General features: G+C 48.3%; 21 protein-coding genes. 19 read left to right on the top strand and 2 right to left on the bottom strand.

Features of this window, described 5'->3' with window-relative positions:
• Positions 1 to 125: 125 nt before the first annotated feature.
• Both carB and QMD03_00285 read left to right on the top strand, forming a co-directional pair.
• Entirely contained in the window at positions 126 to 3,326 is a 3,201-nt protein-coding gene (gene carB / locus QMD03_00290) for a carbamoyl-phosphate synthase large subunit (GenBank protein MDI6775674.1), read from the top strand.
• Between the two features lie 27 nt (positions 3,327 to 3,353).
• The gene (locus QMD03_00285) at positions 3,354 to 4,763 is read left to right on the top strand and encodes an amidophosphoribosyltransferase (protein ID MDI6775673.1); all 1,410 of its coding nucleotides are present in this window, start codon (positions 3,354 to 3,356) and stop codon (positions 4,761 to 4,763) included.
• 52 nt (positions 4,764 to 4,815) lie between these two features.
• Here QMD03_00285 and QMD03_00280 read toward each other — a convergent pair whose 3' ends face one another.
• The gene (locus tag QMD03_00280) at positions 4,816 to 6,396 is read right to left on the bottom strand and encodes an AAA family ATPase (GenBank protein ID MDI6775672.1); all 1,581 of its coding nucleotides are present in this window, start codon (positions 6,394 to 6,396) and stop codon (positions 4,816 to 4,818) included.
• Positions 6,393 to 7,703, bottom strand: a complete 1,311-nt coding sequence (locus tag QMD03_00275) for an integron integrase (GenBank protein ID MDI6775671.1) — start codon at positions 7,701 to 7,703, stop codon at positions 6,393 to 6,395. The genes QMD03_00280 and QMD03_00275 overlap by 4 nt, the downstream gene beginning before the upstream one ends.
• Before the next feature lie 214 nt (positions 7,704 to 7,917).
• On the opposite strand from QMD03_00275, the gene QMD03_00270 reads away from it, so the two are divergent.
• The 17 genes from QMD03_00270 (at position 7,918) to murA (ending at position 23,055) form a co-directional block, all read left to right on the top strand.
• A complete protein-coding gene (locus QMD03_00270) occupies positions 7,918 to 8,139 on the top strand; it encodes an addiction module protein (protein ID MDI6775670.1) in 222 nt (73 codons plus the stop codon).
• On the top strand, positions 8,136 to 8,441 hold the full coding sequence (locus QMD03_00265) for a type II toxin-antitoxin system RelE/ParE family toxin (GenBank protein MDI6775669.1): 306 nt from the start codon (positions 8,136 to 8,138) through the stop codon (positions 8,439 to 8,441). The genes QMD03_00270 and QMD03_00265 overlap by 4 nt, the downstream gene beginning before the upstream one ends.
• A 133-nt stretch (positions 8,442 to 8,574) precedes the next feature.
• A complete protein-coding gene (locus QMD03_00260) occupies positions 8,575 to 9,126 on the top strand; it encodes a hypothetical protein (protein MDI6775668.1) in 552 nt (183 codons plus the stop codon).
• A gap of 118 nt (positions 9,127 to 9,244) precedes the next feature.
• The gene (locus tag QMD03_00255; GenBank protein MDI6775667.1) at positions 9,245 to 9,712 is read left to right on the top strand and encodes a hypothetical protein; all 468 of its coding nucleotides are present in this window, start codon (positions 9,245 to 9,247) and stop codon (positions 9,710 to 9,712) included.
• A gap of 175 nt (positions 9,713 to 9,887) precedes the next feature.
• Complete coding sequence (locus tag QMD03_00250) at positions 9,888 to 10,295, top strand: hypothetical protein (GenBank protein ID MDI6775666.1); 408 nt, start codon at positions 9,888 to 9,890, stop codon at positions 10,293 to 10,295.
• Positions 10,296 to 10,447: 152 nt separating this feature from the next.
• A complete protein-coding gene (locus QMD03_00245) occupies positions 10,448 to 11,344 on the top strand; it encodes a DUF2971 domain-containing protein (protein MDI6775665.1) in 897 nt (298 codons plus the stop codon).
• 331 nt (positions 11,345 to 11,675) lie between these two features.
• The gene (locus tag QMD03_00240; GenBank protein MDI6775664.1) at positions 11,676 to 12,653 is read left to right on the top strand and encodes a site-specific DNA-methyltransferase; all 978 of its coding nucleotides are present in this window, start codon (positions 11,676 to 11,678) and stop codon (positions 12,651 to 12,653) included.
• Positions 12,544 to 13,272, top strand: coding sequence for a PmeII family type II restriction endonuclease (locus QMD03_00235; protein ID MDI6775663.1), 729 nt, complete (start codon positions 12,544 to 12,546; stop codon positions 13,270 to 13,272). The genes QMD03_00240 and QMD03_00235 overlap by 110 nt, the downstream gene beginning before the upstream one ends.
• Positions 13,273 to 13,429: 157 nt before the next feature.
• Complete coding sequence (locus tag QMD03_00230; protein ID MDI6775662.1) at positions 13,430 to 13,639, top strand: hypothetical protein; 210 nt, start codon at positions 13,430 to 13,432, stop codon at positions 13,637 to 13,639.
• A 7-nt stretch (positions 13,640 to 13,646) separates the two neighbouring features.
• Entirely contained in the window at positions 13,647 to 14,021 is a 375-nt protein-coding gene (locus QMD03_00225; GenBank protein ID MDI6775661.1) for a hypothetical protein, read from the top strand.
• A gap of 1,394 nt (positions 14,022 to 15,415) precedes the next feature.
• Complete coding sequence (gene selA, locus QMD03_00220; GenBank protein ID MDI6775660.1) at positions 15,416 to 16,891, top strand: L-seryl-tRNA(Sec) selenium transferase; 1,476 nt, start codon at positions 15,416 to 15,418, stop codon at positions 16,889 to 16,891.
• On the top strand, positions 16,888 to 17,853 hold the full coding sequence (locus QMD03_00215) for an RluA family pseudouridine synthase (protein MDI6775659.1): 966 nt from the start codon (positions 16,888 to 16,890) through the stop codon (positions 17,851 to 17,853). The genes selA and QMD03_00215 overlap by 4 nt, the downstream gene beginning before the upstream one ends.
• A 276-nt stretch (positions 17,854 to 18,129) precedes the next feature.
• Positions 18,130 to 19,377, top strand: coding sequence for a transcription termination factor Rho (rho, locus tag QMD03_00210; protein ID MDI6775658.1), 1,248 nt, complete (start codon positions 18,130 to 18,132; stop codon positions 19,375 to 19,377).
• A gap of 123 nt (positions 19,378 to 19,500) precedes the next feature.
• Complete coding sequence (gene rpmE / locus QMD03_00205) at positions 19,501 to 19,704, top strand: 50S ribosomal protein L31 (GenBank protein MDI6775657.1); 204 nt, start codon at positions 19,501 to 19,503, stop codon at positions 19,702 to 19,704.
• Between the two features lie 102 nt (positions 19,705 to 19,806).
• Positions 19,807 to 20,877 (top strand): peptide chain release factor 1, encoded by a 1,071-nt coding sequence (prfA, locus tag QMD03_00200; GenBank protein MDI6775656.1) that lies wholly within the window; start codon positions 19,807 to 19,809, stop codon positions 20,875 to 20,877.
• A 51-nt stretch (positions 20,878 to 20,928) separates the two neighbouring features.
• Positions 20,929 to 21,804, top strand: a complete 876-nt coding sequence (gene prmC, locus QMD03_00195) for a peptide chain release factor N(5)-glutamine methyltransferase (GenBank protein ID MDI6775655.1) — start codon at positions 20,929 to 20,931, stop codon at positions 21,802 to 21,804.
• Entirely contained in the window at positions 21,805 to 23,055 is a 1,251-nt protein-coding gene (murA, locus tag QMD03_00190) for a UDP-N-acetylglucosamine 1-carboxyvinyltransferase (GenBank protein MDI6775654.1), read from the top strand.

Genomic DNA, 23,055 nt, shown 5'->3' with positions numbered 1-23,055 from the left:
AGGCAATGGCTGTTCTATGCAAATTCCGTGAAGTACGCCTCGGCCATGACCAGCGCCCGGACAGATAATATGTCTGCATAACTTGCCTGTCGCCATCATGACGGGCAGAAGGAACAGATTTGAATATGCCAATAATCGACAGCATCCATAAAGTTCTTATCATAGGATCCGGGCCAATCGTGATCGGCCAGGCCTGCGAGTTTGACTATTCCGGCACCCAGGCCTGTAAGGCCTTGCGAAAGTTGGGGTACAAGATTGTCCTGGTCAATTCCAATCCGGCAACTATCATGACGGATCCAGGCATGGCCGATGTCACCTACCTGGAGCCCCTTAACCTCCAGTCCCTGACGGAAATCATCGAAAATGAACGTCCTGATGCCATCCTGCCGAACCTTGGCGGACAGACCGGCCTGAACCTTACTTCCGAACTTGCCCGTGCCGGCGTCCTGGAAAAGTATGGCGTTCAGGTGATCGGCGTGCGGGTCGATGCTATCGAACGGGGAGAAGACAGGATCGCTTTCAAAGAAACTATGACACGCCTCGGCATCGGTATGCCCCGAAGCGAAGCCGCCTTAAGCGTTGAGGAGGCGGAAAAGATCGCCATCCAGCTCGGTTACCCGGTGGTTATACGTCCGGCATACACGATGGGAGGGACAGGCGGGGGGCTCGTTTACAATCTCGAAGAATTGAGAATAGTGGCCGGCCGCGGGCTATCGGCGAGCCTTATCGGCCAGATACTTATTGAGGAATCTGTCTTGGGCTGGGAAGAACTGGAACTTGAAGTGGTCCGTGACACCAAGAACCAGATGATTACCGTTTGCTTTATCGAGAATGTGGATGCGATGGGCATACATACCGGCGATTCTTACTGCACCGCTCCTATGCTTACGATAGCCCCCGAATTGCAGCAGCGGCTGCAGAAATATTCCTATGATATCGTCGAGGCAATTCAGGTCATTGGGGGCACCAACATCCAGTTCGCCCACGATCCGGAAACAGGCCGGATCGTGGTCATCGAGATCAATCCCCGGACATCCCGCTCGTCGGCTCTGGCCTCCAAGGCCACGGGCTTCCCCATCGCCATGATTTCTTCCATGCTGGCTGCCGGTCTTACCCTCGATGAAATACCCTACTGGCGGGACGGTACGCTCGACAAATACACGCCCTCCGGCGATTACGTGGTGGTCAAGTTCGCCCGCTGGGACTTTGAGAAGTTCCCCGGTTCCGAGGATAAGCTCGGTACCCAGATGCGGGCGGTAGGCGAGGTGATGAGCATTGGAAAAACCTACAAGGAAGCCTTCCAGAAATCCATCCGTTCATTGGAAAAAAGCCGCTATGGACTCGGTTTTGTCAAGAATTTCCATGACAAGCCCCTTGAAGATCTCATGGACCTCCTTGCGGCGCCTTCGAGTGAAAGGCAATTTATCATGTACGAGGCCCTGCGAAAAGGCGCCGATTGCGATACCCTCCATCGGAAGACCCACATCAAGCACTGGTTCATCCGGCAGATGAAAGAACTCGTGGAGATGGAAACGGAAATCCTCAAATATAAGGGAAAGATGCTGCCGGACAAACTGCTGATTGTGGCCAAGAAGGACGGTTTCGCCGACAGATATCTGGCAAAGATACTGGATGTCCCTGAAGCGGATATACGCAAACGCCGCACTGCTCTCGGCGTCGTGGAAGGCTGGGAAGCCGTCCCCGTAAGCGGGGTGGAAAATGCGGCCTATTATTTTTCCACTTACAATGCGCCTGACAGCGTTCCCACAAGCAATCGGAAAAAGATCATGGTCTTAGGCGGAGGTCCGAACCGGATCGGCCAGGGCATCGAATTCGACTACTGCTGCGTCCACGCCGCCTTTACTCTGCGCGATGAAGGCTATGAATCGATCATGGTCAACTGCAACCCTGAAACAGTCTCCACCGATTACGACACCTCGGACAAGCTCTACTTTGAACCTCTGACTGTCGAGGATGTACTCGCCATCTATGAAAAAGAAAAACCCGAGGGCGTTGTCGTTCAGTTTGGCGGACAGACGCCGCTGAACATTGCCGCCGAACTGGCGCAGTCGGGAGCAACAATCATCGGCACCTCGCCGGAAACCATAGACCTGGCTGAAGACCGCGACCGTTTCCGCAAGATGATGCAAAAGCTCAATATTCCCATGCCCGCGTCCGGTATGGCCTCCACCCTGGATGAAGCGGTCCGGATTGCGAAAGAAATCGGCTATCCCCTGATGGTCAGGCCTTCCTATGTCCTCGGCGGCAGGGGTATGGAGGTTGTCTATGACGAAGATATGCTGAAGCGCTATGTGGCCGCCGCTGTCGGCGTGACGCCAGAACGCCCTATTCTGATAGACAAATTCCTTGAAAACGCTATTGAGGCGGAAGCGGATGCCATCTCGGACGGCGCCGATGCTTTCGTTCCGGCAGTGATGGAGCATATCGAGCTGGCCGGCATCCATTCCGGCGATTCCGCATGCGTCATTCCCCCTATCAGCATCCCCGCCAGGCATATCGAAACCATACGTGAATATACCCGCAAGATCGCCGTTGAATTTAATGTTGTCGGCCTGATGAACATTCAATACGCCATTGCCGGCGATGTGGTTTACATACTGGAGGCCAACCCGCGGGCCTCACGCACGGTGCCCCTGGTTTCCAAGGTCTGCAACATTCAGATGGCGCGCATTGCCACGCAGGTCATGCTGGGGAAAAAACTTAAGGATTTCGACCTGAAACAAAAATCATTTCCCCACTTCGGAGTCAAGGAGGCCGTCTTCCCTTTCAACATGCTTCAGGAAGTCGATCCTCTCCTTGGCCCCGAGATGCGCTCTACCGGAGAAGTCCTGGGACTGGCCGATTCCTTTGGATTGGCCTTCTACAAGGCACAGGTCGCGGCCCAGCAGACGCTTCCCGGGGAAGGCACGGTGCTGATCACGGTAAACCAGAAGGATAAAAACGCCGTTCTGGAAGTGGCCCGAAGATTCGAGGAATTGGGTTTCAAGATCAAGACAACGGGCGGGACATGCCAATTCCTCGCCGCAAACGGCATCGCATCCGAACCGATTCTGAAGATGCACGAAGGCCGGCCAAATATTGTGGATGGAATAAAGAACGGGGAGATACAACTCGTTATCAATACGCCGACAGGCAGGCTCGGCACTCATGATGATTCATACATACGCAAGGCCGCCATCAAGTATAAAATACCGTATATCACGACCGTGGCCGCAGCCGTTGCGGCCGTAAAGGGCATTGCCGCCTTCCGCGAAGGACACGGAAGGGCAAGATCGCTCCAGAACTACCACGCAGACATCCGATAGATTACGAATAAAGATAGGGGCGAATACATGAAATCATTTGGAGAAAAATGCGGCATTTTCGGAATTTACTCCCCTGCGGCCTGTATTCAGGATATCTACCAGGGGATGGACTTTCTACAGCACAGGGGGCAGGAATACTGCGGCATTGCAACCTTTGACAGCCAGATCCGCCATGTAACCCATCACGGCAAGGCGGCTAATTCTTTCACCGAAAACGAATTTAACTACCTGTCCGGCAGCTCGGGCATCGGGCATGTCAGCCTGTCGGAACGCCAGCCGATGACCTGGCAATCACGGCTCGGACAGATATCCGTTGCCTTCAGCGGCAATATCATCAATTCTGGTGAACTGATCCGGGAAATGAAGGATCATGGCCATGCCTTTTACCGGGACTACGACACAGAGGTCATTGCCAAGATCGTTATGGAAGCGCCGGACATGGTCTCCGGCATCTCCGCCCTCTCAAAACGGATCAAAGGCGCCTATTCTCTTGTCATCCTGACCGAGGAAGGGATCTATGCCACGAGGGATGTCTATGGATTTCGTCCTTTAATCCTGGGTCAGGACGCCGGACGCTATGCCGTGAGCTCCGAATCCAGGGCGCTTCAGAACATGGATATGGAGATCTACCGCGACATTAAACCGGGAGAAATCGTCCTGATCAACGGCCGGGGTTTTCACTCTGTGAAACAGCTTGACTCCCCCCGGAAAGCGCACTGTTCCTTTGAATGGGCATACACCGCCAGCATTGATTCAATTATTGACGGCCTGTATGTCCAGGAAGCCCGGAACAACCTGGGCAAAAGCCTTGCCCAACGGGACATGGACGAGGCGTATATCGCAGCCGATATCGTCGCGCCGGTGCCCATGTCCGGCATTGGCCATGCCCTCGGATACCACCAGCAATCTGGGATCAAGTATCAGGAGGTGTTTCTTTACAACCGTTACGCCGACCGGAGCTATACCCAGTCCACACAGCATGCCCGCGAGCAGATGGCTAAACGCAAGCTCTCCGTTCTTCGCTACGCAGTGGAAAACACACGCGTCGTCCTTTGCGACGACTCCATCGTAAGAGGCACGCAGATTCTCCATAAGGTCAGGGATTTAAAAAAGGCCGGCGCAAAGGAAGTGCACGTTCGCATTGCCTGTCCGCCCTTGATGTATCCCTGCGATTTCGGGATTTCCACCCGTTCCTATGAAGAGCTGGCCGCCAGGCGTTACCTTAAGACCGGCAATATCCTGACCATGGAACAACTCAGGGATATGGAAGCCTGGATGGCGGACCAGATCGGCGCCGATTCCGTTAAATACAACAGCATTGACGCCTTCGTTGCCGCCCTCGACATTCCCAGAAAAGACCTCTGCCTGAAGTGCTGGGACGGGGTCAGCCCCATTAAAGACGATCTCAGGCTGGTCGAACCGCTGAGTCACATATAGAAACCGGAAGGCACGGCGGACCCTGTAGCACCAAAATCCCGGCGCTTGGCACTTATCTGTTTTCCGTAAAGCAGATTTCCAAGATTCGATCCACGTTAAAAACGCGCTTTTCCTTACGCGTCAGGCAATAGGCATTCATCCCGACAAAAGGATGCCCTTTATATTCCATTTCTCCGACAAAAAGCGGACGTATCGTGCGGCACGATTTTTCGTCTTTTGCTTTCAAGTAAAGGATATTCAGATTTTTCTTTTCTTTGATCGCTGAATGAATTATCTCCAGCTTATCTTCATGAGAGCATTTTTGTTCCGCCTTGTCGTATTGCATGCGCGTCAGAAATTGAACAATACGCCAATCCATCAGAATATGGCTTTTTTTCAGCGGCTGTTTCAGGATGATCCCATCCAGGGACACGCAGCGCGAAAGCGCCACGTACATTTGTCCATGAGCAAAAGTGCCTCGTCCCACATCAATGACGGCCTTCTCAAAGGTTTTGCCCTGGCTTTTATGAATGGTAACGGCAAAGGCCAGCCGCACCGGATATTGTGTAAACGAGCCAACGGCTTCGGAACAAAGCTCCCCATTCTTCAGGAAAAAACGGTATATTTTCCAAGTGTAGTAACCGATTTCCACAATATTGCCATTATCCAATCTGGCGGTAATGATCTCTTCGCCTTCGTCATCTTTTTTAAATCCCGTTACCTTGCCTATGGTGCCGTTGATCCAGCGTCCGTAGGAATCATTGTTCAGGAGCATGATCTGGGCGCCCTTTTTCAGTTTCAATTCCAAGGCTGTCGGAAGATATTCCTTGTCGAATTCCCCTTCGATCAGACCTTGCGCTTTCCATATTTTGCCGGGCAATTGGGAAAGTTGCCGCTCGTTGATTGAATCGGCCGTATCATTGACGCTGGTCAGCGAAATATAAAATTCATTGACGGGTGCTTCAAACAAGGGATCACAACGGCGGTTGAACAGCGCCAGATCGTCATCCGAAACCGTGCGGTTACGGATCGCGTTGAGCAGACGGATGAATTCATCATCATTCTGGCGGTAAACTTTTTCCAGTTCGACAAACTCCATATCCAGTTGTCCGAAAACTTCGGCGCTGAAGAAATAAGGGCTTTTATAATGCCCGCGGAATATCTCTTTTTCCCGGCTGGAGACAACGGGCGGCAATTGATACAGATCGCCGATGAAGATCATCTGCACGCCGCCGAAGGGTCTTTTTGGATCGGGACCGTTGAGCCGTAGGAATTTATCCACGCAGTCCAGCAGGTCGGCACGCACCATCGAGACCTCATCAATCACAATTGCGGTGAGCTTTTTGTAAATTGTCGGTTTGTCTTCTTCCTTGCTCTTTCTCTTTTTGATGGATGCCAGCGTCACATTCGGTTTGAAATGAAAAAAGTAATGGATGGTCTGCCCGCCTACATTGACGGCGGCCACGCCCGTCGGCGCCAGAATCACGGCATTTTTACCTGTGTGGTAACGAAAAAACTGAAGCAGCGTTGATTTACCGGTACCCGCCCGGCCTGTAATGAAGATGTTTTTATCCGTCTCTTCCATCAGCTCAAGCGCACGGCGGAACTGGGAATTGAGATCAATATCTTCAAGTTTTAGTATATTCCCTGTCATGGCGATGGATGCCCCTTCTCTTGCCGCAGGAGTATGTCCAGCGGACTTTCCGGCGCTTTCGACATATTCCTGAGAACATGGGTATAAATCATTGTAGTCTCAATGTTCTTGTGGCCGAGCAATTCCTGAACCTCGCGGATGTTTACACCGTTCATCAACAAATGTGTGGCAAAACTGTGGCGCAGCGTATGAACACTGGCATGTTTGGCAATCCCCGCTTTTTTCACCGCCGCCGCCACTATCTTTTGTATGGAACTGGGGCTTATATGGTGGCGGCGCACCTTCCCCGTCCGTGGATCGACGGAAAGCGTAGCCGAAGGAAAAGCATATTGCCATCCCCATTCCTTGCCTGCATTCGGATACTTGCGGTCAAGACCTTCCGGCAGATATACCTCGCCATGTTTCATTTCCAAGTCTTTTTCATGAAATTTCCTTACCCTGGAAAGATGTTCTTTCAGGCTTTCTTTTACGAATTCAGGCATGATGGTCATCCTGTCTTTGTCCCCCTTGTCTGCTCTGACAATAATCGAATTCAGACCGAAATCGATATCCTGAACACGTAACCGGGCAAGTTCCATGAGCCTCATGCCCGTGCCATACAGAATCTGGATGATGAGCAAATTTCTGCCCCCTATCTCGTTAAGCAGCCGTTTGACTTCATCCTGTGTCAATACGACAGGGATCTTTGACCCTCTTTTGGCCCGCACTGTTTTACTGAGGTCCTGGAGGTTAATCTTGAGTACTTCCCGAAAGAGAAAAAGCAGAGCATTGAATGCCTGATTCTGAGTAGATGATGACACCCTCTGCCTGACGGCCAGGTGACTCAGGAAATCTCTGACATCCGTCTCATCAGCACCACCCTTTTGCCAATCTTTGCCTTTTATAGCGGTAACATAAGCATAAAACCTCTGGAACCAATCTATGTAGGTACGTTCAGTACTGTAGGCATAATGTTTGATTCTTATCGCCTCCCGGAGCGTCTCCCGCATTTCCTGATAATCCGGAAACCTGTTCTGAAAAACGGGTTCAGCATTTAGTGACAATAACGAAACATCGCCGGACAGAAAATGATTCAGATAAAGCCCGATGGCGTTTTCCACCTGATGCACCTGCCAGTCCTGTAACTTTTGCTCTTTCATCAGGGAATCAAGAAAAAGCCTCTTTCTAAGCACTATTGATTTATCCTGATGCTTGTTGGAAAAGAAAAGGAATTTGCTCGTCCACAAGGCATAAAAGGAAACATGCCCCTCTGGTACGAGCTTATGTTCAACAAGATACTTTTGGAAATCAGGCAAAATTTCTTTCACAAACAGCTCCCTGTTAAAGGGTCGATAATATACCGATTACTTATTGGGTGATAATAAACATATTATCGGTAAATTTTAAAGAAATTTCTTTGACTTTTCAGATAAACCAGTCTAAATTTGCTGCATTCTTTTAAATATGACGACTATCGGGCAGTATGTAAGACATTACGTATATTAATTGTTAGATGAAAAAGAAAAAAGGAGGATATGGATTATGAAAACGCTTGCTGTAACTGATACTCTTGATTTATCAATCCCAGAGAGAATTCAACTGGTAGAGGACATTTGGGATACGATAGCTGTAGAAGCTGGCTCGGTCGAATTAACTGAAGAAGAAAAGAAGATAATCGATGAAAGATTAGAGGCGTATCATCAGAATCCTGATTTAGGTTCTCCGTGGGAGGATGTTTTCAAGAGAATAGTGAGCAAAAAATGAGATATAGAGTTATCATCAGGCTTGAGGCTGAAAATGACCTGAAGGAAGCTTTCTCTTGGTATGAAGACAAAAGGCAAGGATTGGGCTACGACTTTCTTTTGCAGGTTGATGCTGGGCTGAGATTCATAGAAAGAAATCCGAAGATTTGTCCAGCAGAGTATAAAGAAACAAGAAAATACCTCATCAAGAGGTTTCCATACAAAATAATCTATCTGCTTGAAGAAGAAAGAATAACTGTCTTAGCTGTAATCCATGGCAAAAGAAGTCCAAACTTAACAAAAAAGAGAATAGATAGCATCTAACCAGTCATTCAAGCCGACCGGGGATTCCCTTTGTGGTTCATAGCATGGTAGCGGCCCGGCGGCTTAATTCTACGTTAGGCCATTACCCTGTCGCAAAAAAGCAAATCAGAGCTTCAAAAAGGAGAGAGATAACGTGGAAGACATAAGCGATAAATTTGCGGGGTTCGCTGCATGGTTCATTGCCTGTTTTTCTATCACGATCTTATTGGATGCTATTTTTGGCATGCCCCCGGAGCGACCCTTTGTCGATTACGGGTGGATTTGGGTTTTGAAGCCAATCGTGTGGTCTATCCTCCTTATATGGGCCGCAATGGGTAAATATAAAAAACATTCAGATGAAGCCATGAGAAGAAAGTCATTAGAAGCGATATTGAAAATCAAGAACGAAGAGATTAACAGGTTGGCCAAATATATGCTTGTTTCTTATGCAATTGGAAAAGACATAATGTTTAAAAGTAAGGGAATACTTGAGAACGAAGTATTCAAAAGGCTTTTGGAGGATATTAAGGTAATATGTAAGAGCGAAAATGTACCCGAAGAGTGGGCTCGTGAATTGACAGAGGCTTTCAAACGCAAGGTAGAAGAGTACCGATCATTAGATGAAAAAAATTCTACCGAAATTATCAAATCAGTCTTGGAGGAATTAGAGAGTAGGAGAGGAAAAGTTTCCGAAGAAAGTAGGTAGGATGGGGGGCAGACTTGATTATTGATTTTATGAAAAGGGCAGAAGATAATCAGCGCCTAACAAGTCACTCCAGCGGATGGCTTACAGCCACCGCTGATTTCAGTCGTTCGGTTTCAAAATGTGCATAGAACAGATAATTGAAATTTCAAAGGGCCTGCTGACGCCTGTGATCGCAGCAGTTGCGACGTATATTGCCTGGCAACAGTGGCGAACCAACCGGCAAAAGCTTGAGCTCGATCTATATGAGAGAAGACTTCGCATATACGAGGAAGTTCAAAAAATTTTACGCATCATCGCGCGTGATGCTAAGGCAAGCCTAAGCGATCTTCTTGAGTTTCGCACGTCTGTATCTGAAGCGGATTTTCTTTTTGGACCCGAAATCAGGGAATATATCGACGAAATCTATACACACAGCTGTAATCTTGGACGATGGAATGACGAGTATCGCGACATTACACAAGTACATCCGGAAGGCTACGATCACAACAAGATTGTATCGGAAAAGCATAAGGAGCTTACCTGGCTCGTCGCTCAGTTTGAGCCAGCAAAAGAGAAGTTCCAGAAGTATCTTCGTTTAGGCAAATGAAAGAACCTAATAGTAGAGTGCACGTGTATGATCAGGGGCACAGCGGTTTTGGCAGAGGTTGCCGCGCATACGCATACCATCCGGAACATTGCGTGGAACGTTCGGTAGCAAAGGTCAATGGCAGGCCTGGCTGCCCCCTGACTTCAATGTTCAGTGTTATAATAAGAAAAGAAAAATGAAAAGATTTTTATTGATTGTGCTTAGTTTTATAATAGCCGGGTGTGTGCATAAAATTGAAATAACGCATTTCCAAACTGGTCAGGTATTACAAGGCAATTACAATGAACTAAATCGGATTGTAACAGTAGTAATGCCTGACGGCGAAGTTTTGAAAGGAAAGTATAGTGCTGTAAGTAATGCTTCCTTTTCTTTTGGCACAGCTACAGCTTTTTCTGGTGCCGCAACTGCGACAGGTTTTGGTTACGGTATATCGTCTGGAGGTAAAAGCCAAGCTTATGCATTGCTTAAAAGTAAAACATCAACTTTGATGATGGAAATAATTGTTGCTTACAGTGAATGGACGGGGCATGGCTTTGGTGAAGCCAGAACTAACGATGGAAGATCATATAAAGTTCAATTCTGAAATATAGCACCGAACAAATCATTCGAGAGGGAGCGGGAAAGGCTACGGCTTTTTTCGCCGCCATCGGTAAGCGCAAAATAGGGGCTCTATAGTTCTATCTTCAGTATGCGCTTCCCGCCCCCTCAATTCTGTCGTTACATGATAGAAAGATAATGCCGAGATACCACGATAGAGATTGCTTCTTTAAGTATGTGACAAATAAAATTGCCAAGTCGATAATCCAGAATCACACACTGAGATGGTCTTGCCCCGTCGATTTCAATGATCCGTTCGACCACAGATTTGCATTCTTTGAGGAGTCTCGCATTGAAGCCATTTTTGAACTGCTCGTAAAACGATTCGAGACGTACATCTGGGAACGAGATGATATTCAATATGATGAGACGCACCCTTTTGGCACCATTCTGGTTCTGTTCAAAAAAAATAAAGATGTAATACCGCGAGAAGCATTCCGGCGAAATGCTGAGACGATCAGACAACAGATTATTCAGGCAGGCCAGCGCGCCCTTGCGGAGTTCAATGAAGAGACAAGGCGTGCACGTTTTCAGACGAGAGTGTTGTGTTTAGCAGAAGAGAACGACAATCTGTTGATGTGGTCGCACTACACAGGATCACACACCGGAGCCGTCTTCAAGCTCAATGCAATCGATAAACTCGATGTCCCTCTTTTGGCAGCGAAGAAAGTGAGGTATTCCAGAGAGTACCCAGTACTCGTGGCCGAAGAGGAGTGGGTAGATCATGCACTGTGCATAAATCGAATAGATATGGGAAGACGCGAGGGCGACCTTCTTTTAGTAAAAGGTGAGGACTGGCGTTACGAGAATGAGTGGAGGGTGTCAATAACCGATGAAACGCATCCTCTGGGCGGCGCCATCGATTTCAGGGAGCCTTCGGAGGTATTCGGAGCTATATATCTCGGCTGCCGTATGTCTCGCAAGGACGAAGAGGAAATAATGGAATTGGCGGGTCAGAGTCTACCCAATATGGAAATATGGAAAGCGGTTGACGGGCAGAGAGCCTACAAGATTGAGTTTGAGCGGCTAAAGTAAAGGCCATGTAACCAGTCGCTGAAGCGGATCGGCCATAAAGCCGGCATCCCGCTTAGCTTTTTGTTCACGTCGCCTGCGGCGGCGTGAATGCCGAGTTGAGCTACGCTCTTCCGATTTGTCCCCGCCGCAAGCGGCGTGAACAAATCGTTCGAGCTGACAAAATTGCCTGCATAACCAGCCACTTCGTATCCGTTATGCATGCAATTTTGCAGCTCAACTCGGCATTGGGCTTCTTGAAACTATGCTCCATGCCCGGAAAAAATAGATAAAGATATTCTTGCAATAATAGTTTATAATCACCCCATTCCATGAAACGGAAAAGGGAGACATTATGGAACAAATTAAAACAAAAATAGAAAATGGTGACTGCTTAGAGGTGCTTAAACGGTATCCAGATAATTTCTTTAATTTAATTATCACTTCACCACCGTATGCAGATAGTAGAAGTAAAACATACGGCGGCATCAAACCAAATGAATATGTTGAATGGTTTTTGCCACGAGCAAAAGAATTCCTTCGGGTTCTAAAGATAGATGGCACTTTTGTTCTCAACATAAAAGAAAAAGCGGTCAATGGAGAACGCCATACATACGTAATAGAGTTAATATTAGCCTTACGTAAGCAGGGGTGGCTTTGGACAGAGGAGTTTGTATGGCATAAAAAGAATTGTTTCCCTGGAAAATGGCCGAACCGCTTTAGAGACTCATGGGAACGTTGTCTGCAATTTAACAAATCCAAGAAGTTCAATATGTACCAGGAAGAAGTCATGGTTACTATGGGTGATTGGGCAAAAACTCGCTTAAAAAAACTCAGCGACACTGACCGTACCAGGGATGAATCAAAAGTTAATAGCGGGTTTGGCAAGAATATTTCAAACTGGGTAGGTCGAGACGTGGCTTATCCTACAAATGTTTTGCATTTTGCAACCGAGTGTTACAACAAAAATCACAGCGCAGTTTTCCCAAAATCTCTACCGGAATGGTTTATTAAATTGTTCACAAAAGAGTACGATTGGGTACTTGACCCTTTTGCCGGTTCCGGCACTACCGCAGAGGTGGCCCAAAACTTAAACAGAAACTCCGTGGGCATTGATGTTCTTCCTGAATATTGCAAACTTGCACAAAAAAGGACAGCCCAGTATCAGTACAGAATATGCGAGGACGAAGCTGAATATGAAACCAATAACCAAAGAAAAACCAATAACCAAAGAAAAAATAGCGGAGTATGTCGAGAGAAAGATACCGGAGTTTCATCACAACCGAATAGAAAAGTTGAAGAAACTCAAATTGAAAGCGGTACTCAAGCGTAAAAATCCTTATCTTTTCAAGGTCAAGCATATCACTACCGCTGGCGATTTTATAAAAACGATTCTTGATGCTCATTTATCCTCACAAGAAGAAACATTATTCGGTAGCTTTCTCGAAGGATTAGCAATTTATATTTGCAACTATGTTTATCATGGCAGCAAATCCTCTGCCGAAGGAATTGACTTAGAGCTTGAAAAAGATAGTGCTAAATACATTGTTTCCATTAAATCTGGGCCAAACTGGGGTAACTCAAGCCAGATCAATAAAATGAAGGATAATTTTAGCAAGGCCAAGCGTATTTTGGGAACCAACATTGCTTCATCTCTCAATGTTATTGCAGTCAATGGTTGTTGTTACGGCAAAGACAACAATCCCGACAAAGGCGAATACCTGAAATTGTGTGGACAAAGATTTTGGGCCTTTATTTCTGGCAACGACAACTTATATACTGAAATTATCGAACCTCTTGGGCATCGAGCAAAAGAGAAAAACGATCAATTTCTTGAAGAAGACAGCAAGGTTATCAATAAGTTTTCCCTTGAATTTATGGAAATGTTTTGCGATTCAACCGGAGCAATTCATTGGGAAAAAGTAATTCAATTCAACTCAGGAAAGAAATAAGGCCCAACCAGGCGCTGGAGATAGACTGGGCAAAGCCGTGCCGGTTTTTGAGAGGCAGTATTTAACCGGTAGTTTTTATCTTTATCATAGTTTTTCTGTTATCGTTGCCCAGCCACTCAGCTTTACGTTATGGGAAAAACGCAAGGAATAATGAGACATGGATATTGAAATGCCTCGCTTGGATAAAACACGACTTACTGTCTCTTCCCTTGATGAATTTGTGGAAGAGAAACAGTACTGGCTGTCCCTTGGAAAGGCCGACCGTTTGAATGCAATCGAGATTAACCGAAGGATGGTCTATGGCACAGATCGAACTACATCCAGACTTCAAAGATTTCTTGAGACTGCTGAACTTACACAGCGTTGAGTACCTTATGATTGGTGGATATGCTGTGGGGTATTATGGCTATCCGCGTGCCACTGGTGACATGGATATTTGGATCGCGGTCAGCGAACTAAATGCCAGAAAGATGGCACAGGTGCTTCGTGACTTTGGGATGCCGGAAAGAGAGGCGATTAAAGATTTGTTCATCGAAAAGGACAAGATTATCCGAATGGGGATTCCCCCCATCCGGATCGAAGTAATAACGGGAGCCTCTGGTGTAAACTTCGATGAATGCTATTTGCGCCGAGAGGTAATAGATATAGATGGCATATCGGTGAACTTCATTTCGATTGAGGATCTTAAGACTAACAAGCAGGCATGTGGCAGGTATAAGGATCTGGAGGATCTGAAACATCTCCCATAACAATCGCATCAACTCGGACTGGCAATTCCGCTGCGCTTCATTGCCAGCCGGTTATGCTCGCCGTGTTGGGCATCACGAAAATGATCATGAAGAACAATAGAGAAAGCCCGCTGCATCGCCTAACACAGCATAAAAGCTTCGTCCGCCAGAGGCGGGTTCACCCACATTTTGGCTTCGCAAAAACTTCTTTTATGCTGATACCGTTATCCTCCCTATTTCTTTTGGTAATCTTCGCTTTTTTAAAATATTCAAATATGTAGACTTGTAGGTAGGTGTAGTCAATTATATCACAAAACAGAAACCCCAGACACACAGGGGTTTTACCCTTTCATCTAACAAAATTAATAATTAAACAAAAGTGCTTTATCCTTTTTTACAGGGATATCATGATTGCTTCATTTGAGGATTATTGGTAAGATGGCAAAAAGAAAGGACGGACAGTGGGATCGTTTATCTGGTGGATGAAAAATGCTTTACTTGGCGTAATTTCGCTTTTATTTCTGACCTTTGGGATCGTCAACCTTGGCAATTCCTATGAGCTGAAAAACCCTTTTGAATTCGTCATGACATTTTTTTCCGCATCTTTGATGATCATAATCAGTATCGTAGGCATCATTTACCCGGCGCTGCAAATATATTCCTTTCTGAAAAAGGACAAGGCGCAAGTAGTCGGATCAACCCATAGTACTGGTGAAGCCGGGTAATGCCGGTGGAGGGAAGGGGTTGACAGGCGGGTGTACTGAGGAAGGGAGACAATGCAGGACACAGAGCCTGGAGAAACATTGTGAACGGAACTGATTCGGCTATCAGAGATTATCTGTGAGCCTGCCTGAAGAGCCGGATGCGGAAAAGTGCGCCGTGGAGGACTCAAGGCTTGCAGGTGAGAGACCTGTCCTGGAAATTCCTCATTCATCCAGGTAGCTGGGAGTGAAGCCATAGGAGGTAACTCTTATAGCTGAAGCCACTCGACAAACTCTAACATGGGGGCGCGTCCATATAGCGGCTTTTCTTCCCTCTTCCCAACTCGCCACCGCTGATTTATTCACCAGTTTGAGGTTTGTTTACTTTGACAGATCAACTGCATCTGGTACGCTGGTACGGATACCACACCAACGTCCGCTTGAGGAAAACGGTGAGGTCTTCACAGGTGAAACGCCACTCGAGGTGGTTCAGGCCATGATCGGATAAATGTGGTATTTTCTTGACCCGTAAGATAATTTCTCATATATTTACTGTATTTACTTTCCTTTTTCCCACAATCACAATAGACATCAATAGGGAAAGAATAGGGGAGGAAAGGTTGTTGATCATGATGATGCGGGAGTTTTTTATTGCGGTAAACAACTTCCGTGATTTTTGCCGGGCCAAGATCGTGCCTTAAAGGCATGCCTCGAATGAATATGAAGGGTGAGAAGGGAGGAGAGGAACAGGCAGGGGAAAAGGAAAGGAATAGTATGGATGAGCGGAAAAAAGCATTGTTGAGCAGTCTTCCCAGCATTGATGAATTGCTGGTCCTTTTAGAAAAAAAGGGGATTTATGAAAAGGCGCCGCGGGAGATCGTAAAAGCTACCTGCCGGCAGGTGGTGGAAGATCTACGACACACAATTATGAAAACAGGGGGGGAGGAAATAAGTATCCGCCTGCCTGTGGCAAAGCAGGTTGCAGATAAGGTTACCGAAATCATCGAAGTCCTTCACCAATACCGTCTCCGCAGAGTTGTGAATGCAACGGGAACCATCCTGCATACCAATCTGGGCAGGGCCCCCCTCTGCAGGGAAGCCCTCGAAAGGGTGCTGGAGGTCGGCGGAGGATACTCAAACCTCGAGTTTGACCTGGCCAGGGGACAGAGAGGTCTCCGATATGACCATATACAGAGTATTCTCTGTGCCCTGTCAGGGGCGGAAGATGCCTTGATCGTCAATAATAATGCCGCTGCCGTCCTGCTGATTCTCAACACCTTAGCCGAGGGGAAGGAGGTCATCGTCTCGAGGGGAGAACTTATTGAAATCGGCGGTGAGTTCCGCATACCGGAGGTGATGGCCAAAAGCGGAGCCCACCTTAGGGAAGTGGGTACAACCAACCGAACCCGTATCAGCGATTATGAAAACGCCATCGGGGAAAATACCGGGCTTATCCTGAAGGTCCACACCAGTAATTTCAAGATGATGGGCTTTACCGAGGATACGGGGCTTGCATCACTGGTGGCGCTCGGTGAAAAACGTGGCGTGCCGGTAATGGAGGACCTGGGAAGCGGCTGTTTTCTCGAGCTGGACCATTATGGTCTGGAGAGGGAACCTACTGTTTCCGATGTCATGGAAACGGGAGTGGATGTGGTCTCTTTCAGTGGCGATAAACTGTTAGGTGGCCCCCAGGCGGGCATTATCCTTGGGAAAAGGGAACTCCTCCAGCGGATTAAGAAGAATCCCCTCAACCGGGTAGTCCGGATTGACAAATTGACCCTCGCCGCTCTCGAGGCAACGATGATCCAGTATTTGCGTCCGGAGAAGGCGGCCTGCCGTCTCCGGGTTCTAAAGACCCTGACGGAACCCCTGACGGATGTTACAAAGAGGGCAAAGAGGCTTCTGGCCATGCTGAGAAGAGCCCGCCTAAAAGGGTTAGTTTTATCTCTGAAGAAGGGATTCTCTATGGCCGGGGGAGGGTCTCTTCCCACCTGCGAGATTCCGACGATGCTGCTGGCCGTTCAACCGGGATGCATGTCGGCCAACTCCCTGGAGGAACGCCTGAGGTGTCTCGATGTCCCTATTATTGCGAGGGTCGCCGAAGAACAGGTCCTTTTTGATTTGAGAACGGTTGAAGAGGAGGAATTTGCCTTCATCAGAGATGGATTGAAACACGCCGTTTCCACATGAGTGAGAAATATACATTTATTGTGGCATGTCATGAAAGCGGCCTGAGGCTTGACATCTTCCTCTCCCGAAAGGACCTGACTCTATCCCGTTCACAGATCAAGAGGGCTGTGGATGAAGGACTGGTGCTGGTTAACGATCTAAAAGTAAAGGCAGGCTACAAATTAAGAAACGGCGATACCGTTCACCTCTGCAAGAAGGCAGCGGCAAGCTACCATGTCCTTCCCCAGAAGATTCCCCTGACCATTGTTTATGAAGATCCCTTTCTCCTTGTGGTTGACAAACCTGCCGGGATGGTCGTCCATCCAGCGCCGGGTCACGATCGGGGCACCCTGGTCAATGCCCTCCTCTTCCACTGCAAGGATCTCTCAGGAATCGGGGGGGTCTTGAGACCCGGAATTATTCACCGCCTGGATAAGGGAACATCCGGCCTGCTGGTCGTGGCCAAATCCGATGAAGCCCACCGGGGGCTTGCCGCCCAGTTCAAGAAACATCAGGTTCAGAAAAGTTACAAGGTTCTCGTGTATGGAGATGTGGAAGGGGATCAGGGCATGATTGATGCGTCGGTGGGAAGGCACCCCGTGGATCGAAAGAAGATGTCCACGAGGAGCAGGAGGGGAAGGGAGGCCATCACACGCTGGCGGGTCTCCAAGAGGTACCGGGTGGCAACCCTCCTCGATGTGGATACGGAAACGGGAAGGACTCACCAGATCAGGGTCCACTTAAACGCCATGAGTTACCCTGTGGTGGGGGACAACATCTACGGCAGCTCAAGAAGAGTCGGCGCCATAGGGGATCCGCTTCTGAGGGCAGAGATGAGAACAATGACCAGGCAGGCGCTGCATGCAAGCCGGATTGCCTTCTCCCACCCCATTAACAATGCGGAAATGACTTTTTCGTCTCCCATGCCGGACGACATGGCCAGGCTCTGTGATTTTCTCAGGCGTAGAAATCATCTTGTATGAACCCCTAAGAGGCATTAAAAAGTGCTTGACATGGTAAAAAGTTTGGTATAAAAAGAATAAAAAAGTAAGAAGATGTATGCTAAATCCTTCCTTTCTGGAATCTTAGAGTTCAAAATTGGCAACCCATTATCTTAATCCACATCCTTCTTTTCCAGGACTCAGTGTCTGATAAAACTGATATTTCTTTAAAGGAATACCGGCAGATTTATTGGAACCGAGAGGCGTGTAATACGTGCTGCAATCAGGGTGTGGGAAAAAACGTACAAGGAATCGGTTATGAATATTGAGGAAATCAAGAGACAACCAATCAGTAGGCTTACAAGTATGGCCAAAGAGTTAAATGTCAATGGTGCCAGCGGCCTGAGGAGGCAGGATCTGATCTTTGCTATTCTGCAGGCCCAAGCAGAAAAAAATGGGGTGATTTCCGGGGCCGGTGTTCTGGAAATCCTGCCGGATGGTTTTGGCTTTCTCCGGGCGGTAGATTATAACTATCTCCCCAGTCCAGATGATATCTATATTTCCCCCTCGCAGATCCGAAGATTCAGTATGAGGACCGGAGACACGGTCTCAGGTGAGGTCAGACCACCCAAGGAGGGAGAGAAATATTTTGCCCTTCTCAAGGTGGATACGGTCAATTTTGAGAATCCCGAGGCAGCGAGAGACAAAATCCTCTTCGACAACCTCACACCACTTTATCCTCAGGAGAAACTGAACCTTGAGGCCAATCCGGGAAACTTATCCACAAGGATTATAGACCTTTTTACGCCCATCGGTAAAGGTCAGAGGGGGCTGATCGTGTCCCCCCCGAGGGCGGGTAAAACGGTTTTACTTCAGGATATAGCCCACAGTATTACCACTAACCATAAAGAGGTCATTTTGATGGTTCTGCTGATTGATGAACGTCCCGAAGAAGTGACCGATATGCAGCGAAATGTGGCGGGGGAGGTCATATCCTCGACCTTTGATGAGCCGGCTGCACGGCACGTCCAGGTTGCCGAAATGGTCATTGAAAAGGCGAAGCGTCTCGTCGAACATAACAGGGATGTCGTCATCCTTCTTGACAGTATCACCAGGCTGGCCAGGGCCTATAATACGGTGGTTCCACCCAGCGGCAAGGTCCTGTCCGGTGGCGTTGATTCCAATGCCCTGCACAAACCGAAACGATTCTTCGGCGCCGCCAGGAACATCGAAAATGGGGGCAGCCTGACCATTATTTCCACAGCCCTCATTGACACAGGAAGCAGAATGGATGAAGTCATCTTTGAAGAGTTCAAGGGAACCGGAAACATGGAACTGCACTTAGATCGCAGGATCGCTGATAGAAGGGTGTTTCCCGCCTTTGACCTCATCCGTTCCGGTACCAGAAAGGAAGAACTCCTGATACTGAAGCATAACCTCAACAGGATATGGATATTAAGGAGGCTTCTTCAGGAGATGAATCCGTTGGATGCCATGGAATTTATCATTGACAAGATACGGAAGACAGAAACGAATCAGGCCTTCTTAGATTCCATGAATCAGTAAATTCTTAGGTGGATAGGCTGAAGGCTGAAGGCTATGAAGGTTTTGAATGGCTTGATTCGTGTCTTGCGAGATGTTTTATAGCCTTCAGTCTTCAGCCTTCAGCCTAAACAAAGGAGGGGAACGATGAAAAAAGGTATTCATCCAGAATATAAGAAAACAACAATTACCTGCGTCTGTGGGAACGTCATTGAGACCATGTCTACCAAACAGGGCATAAAGGTGGATATATGTTCCCGCTGCCACCCTTTTATGACGGGCAAACAGAAGATCGTTGATACCGCCGGCCGTGTGGAACGGTTCCATAAGAAGTACGGGGTAAAACAATAGTCGTAAGTCGTAAGTCATAAGTCATAAGTCGTAAGTTGAAAATTGAAAGACGTATGACATACGACCCCACAACCTACAACTGCCCATAGATGATGTGAAGTTATGTTCGACAGACTTAAAGATGTTGAGACAAGGTATGAAGAACTGGAAAGGCGATTGAGTAACCCTGACATCGTCGCCAAACCCCAGGTCTATCAGAAATATGCCAGGGAGCATGCAGATCTACGTGATCTTGTGAAAACTTACAGGGAATACGAGAAAACAAGAGGCCGTCTCGAGGAAGACCAGGATCTCCTGCGGGGAAATGACGAGGAGCTGAAAGAAATCGTCAAGGAGGAGATACCTCAGCTTAGGGAAAACTTAGTAGTTTTAGAAGACAGATTAAAGATTCTCCTCCTTCCCAGGGACCAGAATGATGACAGGAATGTGCTCCTCGAAATCAGGGCGGGCACCGGTGGTGATGAGGCGGGGCTTTTCGCCGGGGACCTTTTCCGGATGTATGCAAGACATGCGGAACTAAACCGGTGGAAGGTAGAGGTAATGAGCAGTAACCCGGCCGGTGGCGTAGGGGGCTTTAAGGAAATCATCGCCCTCATTGAAGGGAAAGGTGCCTATAGCAAGCTAAAGTACGAAAGCGGCGTCCACCGGGTCCAGAGGGTTCCCATTACAGAGGCCCAGGGACGTATCCATACCTCTGCGGTTACGGTAGCCGTCCTTCCGGAGGCAGAAGAGGTAGAAGTTCATATTGATCCCAATGAATTGCGAATTGATGTCTATCACTCCAGCGGCCATGGGGGACAGAGTGTAAATACGACAGATTCTGCCGTAAGGATTACCCACCTGCCCACCTCTCTGGTGGTTACCTGCCAGGATGAGAAATCCCAGCTTAAAAATAAGGCAAAGGCCATGAAGATCCTGAGGGCGAGGCTACTGGACATGATGGTGAAGAAGCAGAACGCAGAGATCTCGGAAGCGAGAAAAAGCCAGGTGGGAAGCGGGGATAGAAGTGAGAGGATCAGAACTTATAATTTCCCCCAGGGAAGAGTTACCGATCACCGTATAGGCCTGACACGTTATGATCTGGAGAATTTTCTTGATGGAAACATCCAGGAGATAATTGATGCCCTGACAACCCATTTCCAGGCCGAGGCGTTGAAACAATCTCTCCATTAGTCGTCAGTCATAAGTCGTCAGTCATAAGTCATGAACTATGAGCCTTCAGCTTTGAACTTTGAACTACCTATGGATATCCGGACTACCCTGAACATAACGGCTATTGACCTTGAGCGTAGAGGTCTTCCCACCCCCTGGCTCGATGCTGAGGTTCTCCTCTTTCATTATCTAAGAACTGACCGTCTCGGCCTCTACAGGCATCCCGAAAGGTCACTGGCAGACGAAGAGATTCGTGCATTCCAGTCCTGGATTGCAAGAAGGCAACAGTGGGAACCGGTTGCCTACATCGTTGGTCAGAAAGAGTTCTGGTCCCTCGTTTTTGAAGTCAACGACCAAGTACTCGTGCCGAGGCCGGAGACAGAAGTTCTTGTAGAGGAAGTCATAAAAGTCTGTTCAGAGATGGATTATAAAGATCCCAGTATTCTCGACATCGGCACGGGCAGCGGGGCCATCGGTGTCGCCCTGGCCTTTGAATTGAAGGAGGCACGGATTGTGGCTACCGACATCTCCCCGGGGGCTATCGAGGTCGCCATGAGAAATGCCCGCAAAAATGGTGTTGATGGCAGGATTTCTTTCCGGATAGGGAACCTGTTCGAGCCTGTGTCCGCAGAGAAATTTGATTGCATTGTTTCCAATCCTCCCTACGTCTCTGAAGGTGAATTTCATTATCTTCCCCCGGATGTCAGAGAGTTCGAGCCGGAATCGGCATTAGTAGCCGGAAGAGAGGGTACATCATTTCATGAAACTATCATCAGGGAGGGGGCTTTCCATTTGAAAGACGGGGGCTGGCTTTTCCTGGAGATGGGGGCCGGTCAGAGGGACCGTATCGCAGATGTCTTCAGGGAATCCGACCTTTATGATAATATAGCCTTTAGGACAGATTATGCCGGCATAGAGCGGGTCGCCATGGCAAGGAGGAAGGGATAAATGGATAAGATGGTCATCCACGGTGGCGAGAAACTCCTCGGCGAGGTCCAGATCAGCGGTGCCAAGAATGCTGCTCTCCCGATCATGGTTTCATCGCTCTTGGTGGACGGGTGGAATACCTTTCACAACATCCCTGATCTCGTGGACATCAAGACCATCAAGAAACTTTTAAGGAGTCTGGGAGCGGAAATCGAAGGGGAATCGTCTGTCAGGATAAGGACAGGTGAGATCGGCAGTTGTGAGGCCTCTTACGATCTTGTCAGGACGATGAGGGCTTCGATCCTGGTTCTCGGTCCTCTTGTGGCCAGGATGGGCAGGGCAAGGGTTTCTCTTCCCGGAGGATGCGCCATCGGTGACAGGCCGGTAAACCTTCATATCAAGGCCCTTCAGGAACTGGGGGCGGAGGTGGAACTGAGAGACGGTTATGTGAAGGCAAAGGCGTCGCGATTGAAGGGAGCATCTATCTATTTCGACATTCCCACGGTCACAGGAACGGAAAATATCATGATGGCCGCCTGTCTGGCAAAGGGAACAACCCTGCTGAAAAATGCGGCCAAAGAACCGGAAGTCGTCAATCTTGCCGAGGTATTGAGCGGTATGGGGGCAAAGATCAGTGGGGCGGGAACAGATATGATCATTATCGAGGGGGTTAATAGCCTGCATCCTGTGGAGGCTACCGTGATACCTGACCGGATTGAGGCGGGGACCTTTATGATTGCCGCCGGGATAACGGGAGGGAACGTCAAGGTCTTAGGATGCGACCCATCTCACCTTGATGCGCTGATCAATAAACTGCGTGATACCAGTATGGAGATAACCATAAGTGACGTTGGTATCGGGGCGAAAGGCAATAAGGAAATTAAAAACGTGGACATAAAAACCCTTCCCTATCCAGGATTCCCTACGGACCTGCAGGCACAGATGATGGCCTTTGTGTCGGTGGGTAGTGGATCCAGTGTGATTACAGAAACGGTCTTTGAAAAAAGGTTTATGCATGCAAGCGAGCTGAAGCGGATGGGGGCCGATATACAGATCAAGGGAAACACCGCTCTCATAAGGGGTGTCCCGAAGCTAAAGGGTGCACAGGTTATGGCCACCGATCTTAGGGCCTCCGCTTCTCTGATCCTTGCCGGGTTAGTGGCGGAAGGTAAGACGGAACTCTTGCGGGTCTATCATATTGACCGGGGATACCAGGAAATAGAAAAGAAACTTTCTACCCTGGGCGCCAATATAAGAAGGGTTGTTGTTTAG

The sequence above is a fragment of the Syntrophales bacterium genome (assembly GCA_030018935.1).
Taxonomy (GTDB): domain Bacteria; phylum Desulfobacterota; class Syntrophia; order Syntrophales; family CG2-30-49-12; genus CG2-30-49-12.
Note: the sequence above shows the minus strand (reverse complement) of the source record. Positions and strands in the feature narration are given on the sequence as shown.

Coding starts and splice junctions, on each gene's coding strand:
- QMD03_00285 (MDI6775673.1), top strand. CDS start 3,354: ATGAAATCATTTGGAGAAAAATGCGGCATTTTCGGAATTTACTCCCCT.
- carB (MDI6775674.1), top strand. CDS start 126: ATGCCAATAATCGACAGCATCCATAAAGTTCTTATCATAGGATCCGGG.
- QMD03_00250 (MDI6775666.1), top strand. CDS start 9,888: ATGAAAAGATTTTTATTGATTGTGCTTAGTTTTATAATAGCCGGGTGT.
- QMD03_00265 (MDI6775669.1), top strand. CDS start 8,136: ATGAGATATAGAGTTATCATCAGGCTTGAGGCTGAAAATGACCTGAAG.
- QMD03_00245 (MDI6775665.1), top strand. CDS start 10,448: ATGCCGAGATACCACGATAGAGATTGCTTCTTTAAGTATGTGACAAAT.
- QMD03_00280 (MDI6775672.1), bottom strand. CDS start 6,396: ATGACAGGGAATATACTAAAACTTGAAGATATTGATCTCAATTCCCAG.
- QMD03_00240 (MDI6775664.1), top strand. CDS start 11,676: ATGGAACAAATTAAAACAAAAATAGAAAATGGTGACTGCTTAGAGGTG.
- rho (MDI6775658.1), top strand. CDS start 18,130: ATGAATATTGAGGAAATCAAGAGACAACCAATCAGTAGGCTTACAAGT.
- QMD03_00255 (MDI6775667.1), top strand. CDS start 9,245: ATGTGCATAGAACAGATAATTGAAATTTCAAAGGGCCTGCTGACGCCT.
- rpmE (MDI6775657.1), top strand. CDS start 19,501: ATGAAAAAAGGTATTCATCCAGAATATAAGAAAACAACAATTACCTGC.
- QMD03_00225 (MDI6775661.1), top strand. CDS start 13,647: ATGATTGGTGGATATGCTGTGGGGTATTATGGCTATCCGCGTGCCACT.
- QMD03_00215 (MDI6775659.1), top strand. CDS start 16,888: ATGAGTGAGAAATATACATTTATTGTGGCATGTCATGAAAGCGGCCTG.
- QMD03_00270 (MDI6775670.1), top strand. CDS start 7,918: ATGAAAACGCTTGCTGTAACTGATACTCTTGATTTATCAATCCCAGAG.
- prfA (MDI6775656.1), top strand. CDS start 19,807: ATGTTCGACAGACTTAAAGATGTTGAGACAAGGTATGAAGAACTGGAA.
- QMD03_00230 (MDI6775662.1), top strand. CDS start 13,430: ATGGATATTGAAATGCCTCGCTTGGATAAAACACGACTTACTGTCTCT.
- murA (MDI6775654.1), top strand. CDS start 21,805: ATGGATAAGATGGTCATCCACGGTGGCGAGAAACTCCTCGGCGAGGTC.
- selA (MDI6775660.1), top strand. CDS start 15,416: ATGAATATGAAGGGTGAGAAGGGAGGAGAGGAACAGGCAGGGGAAAAG.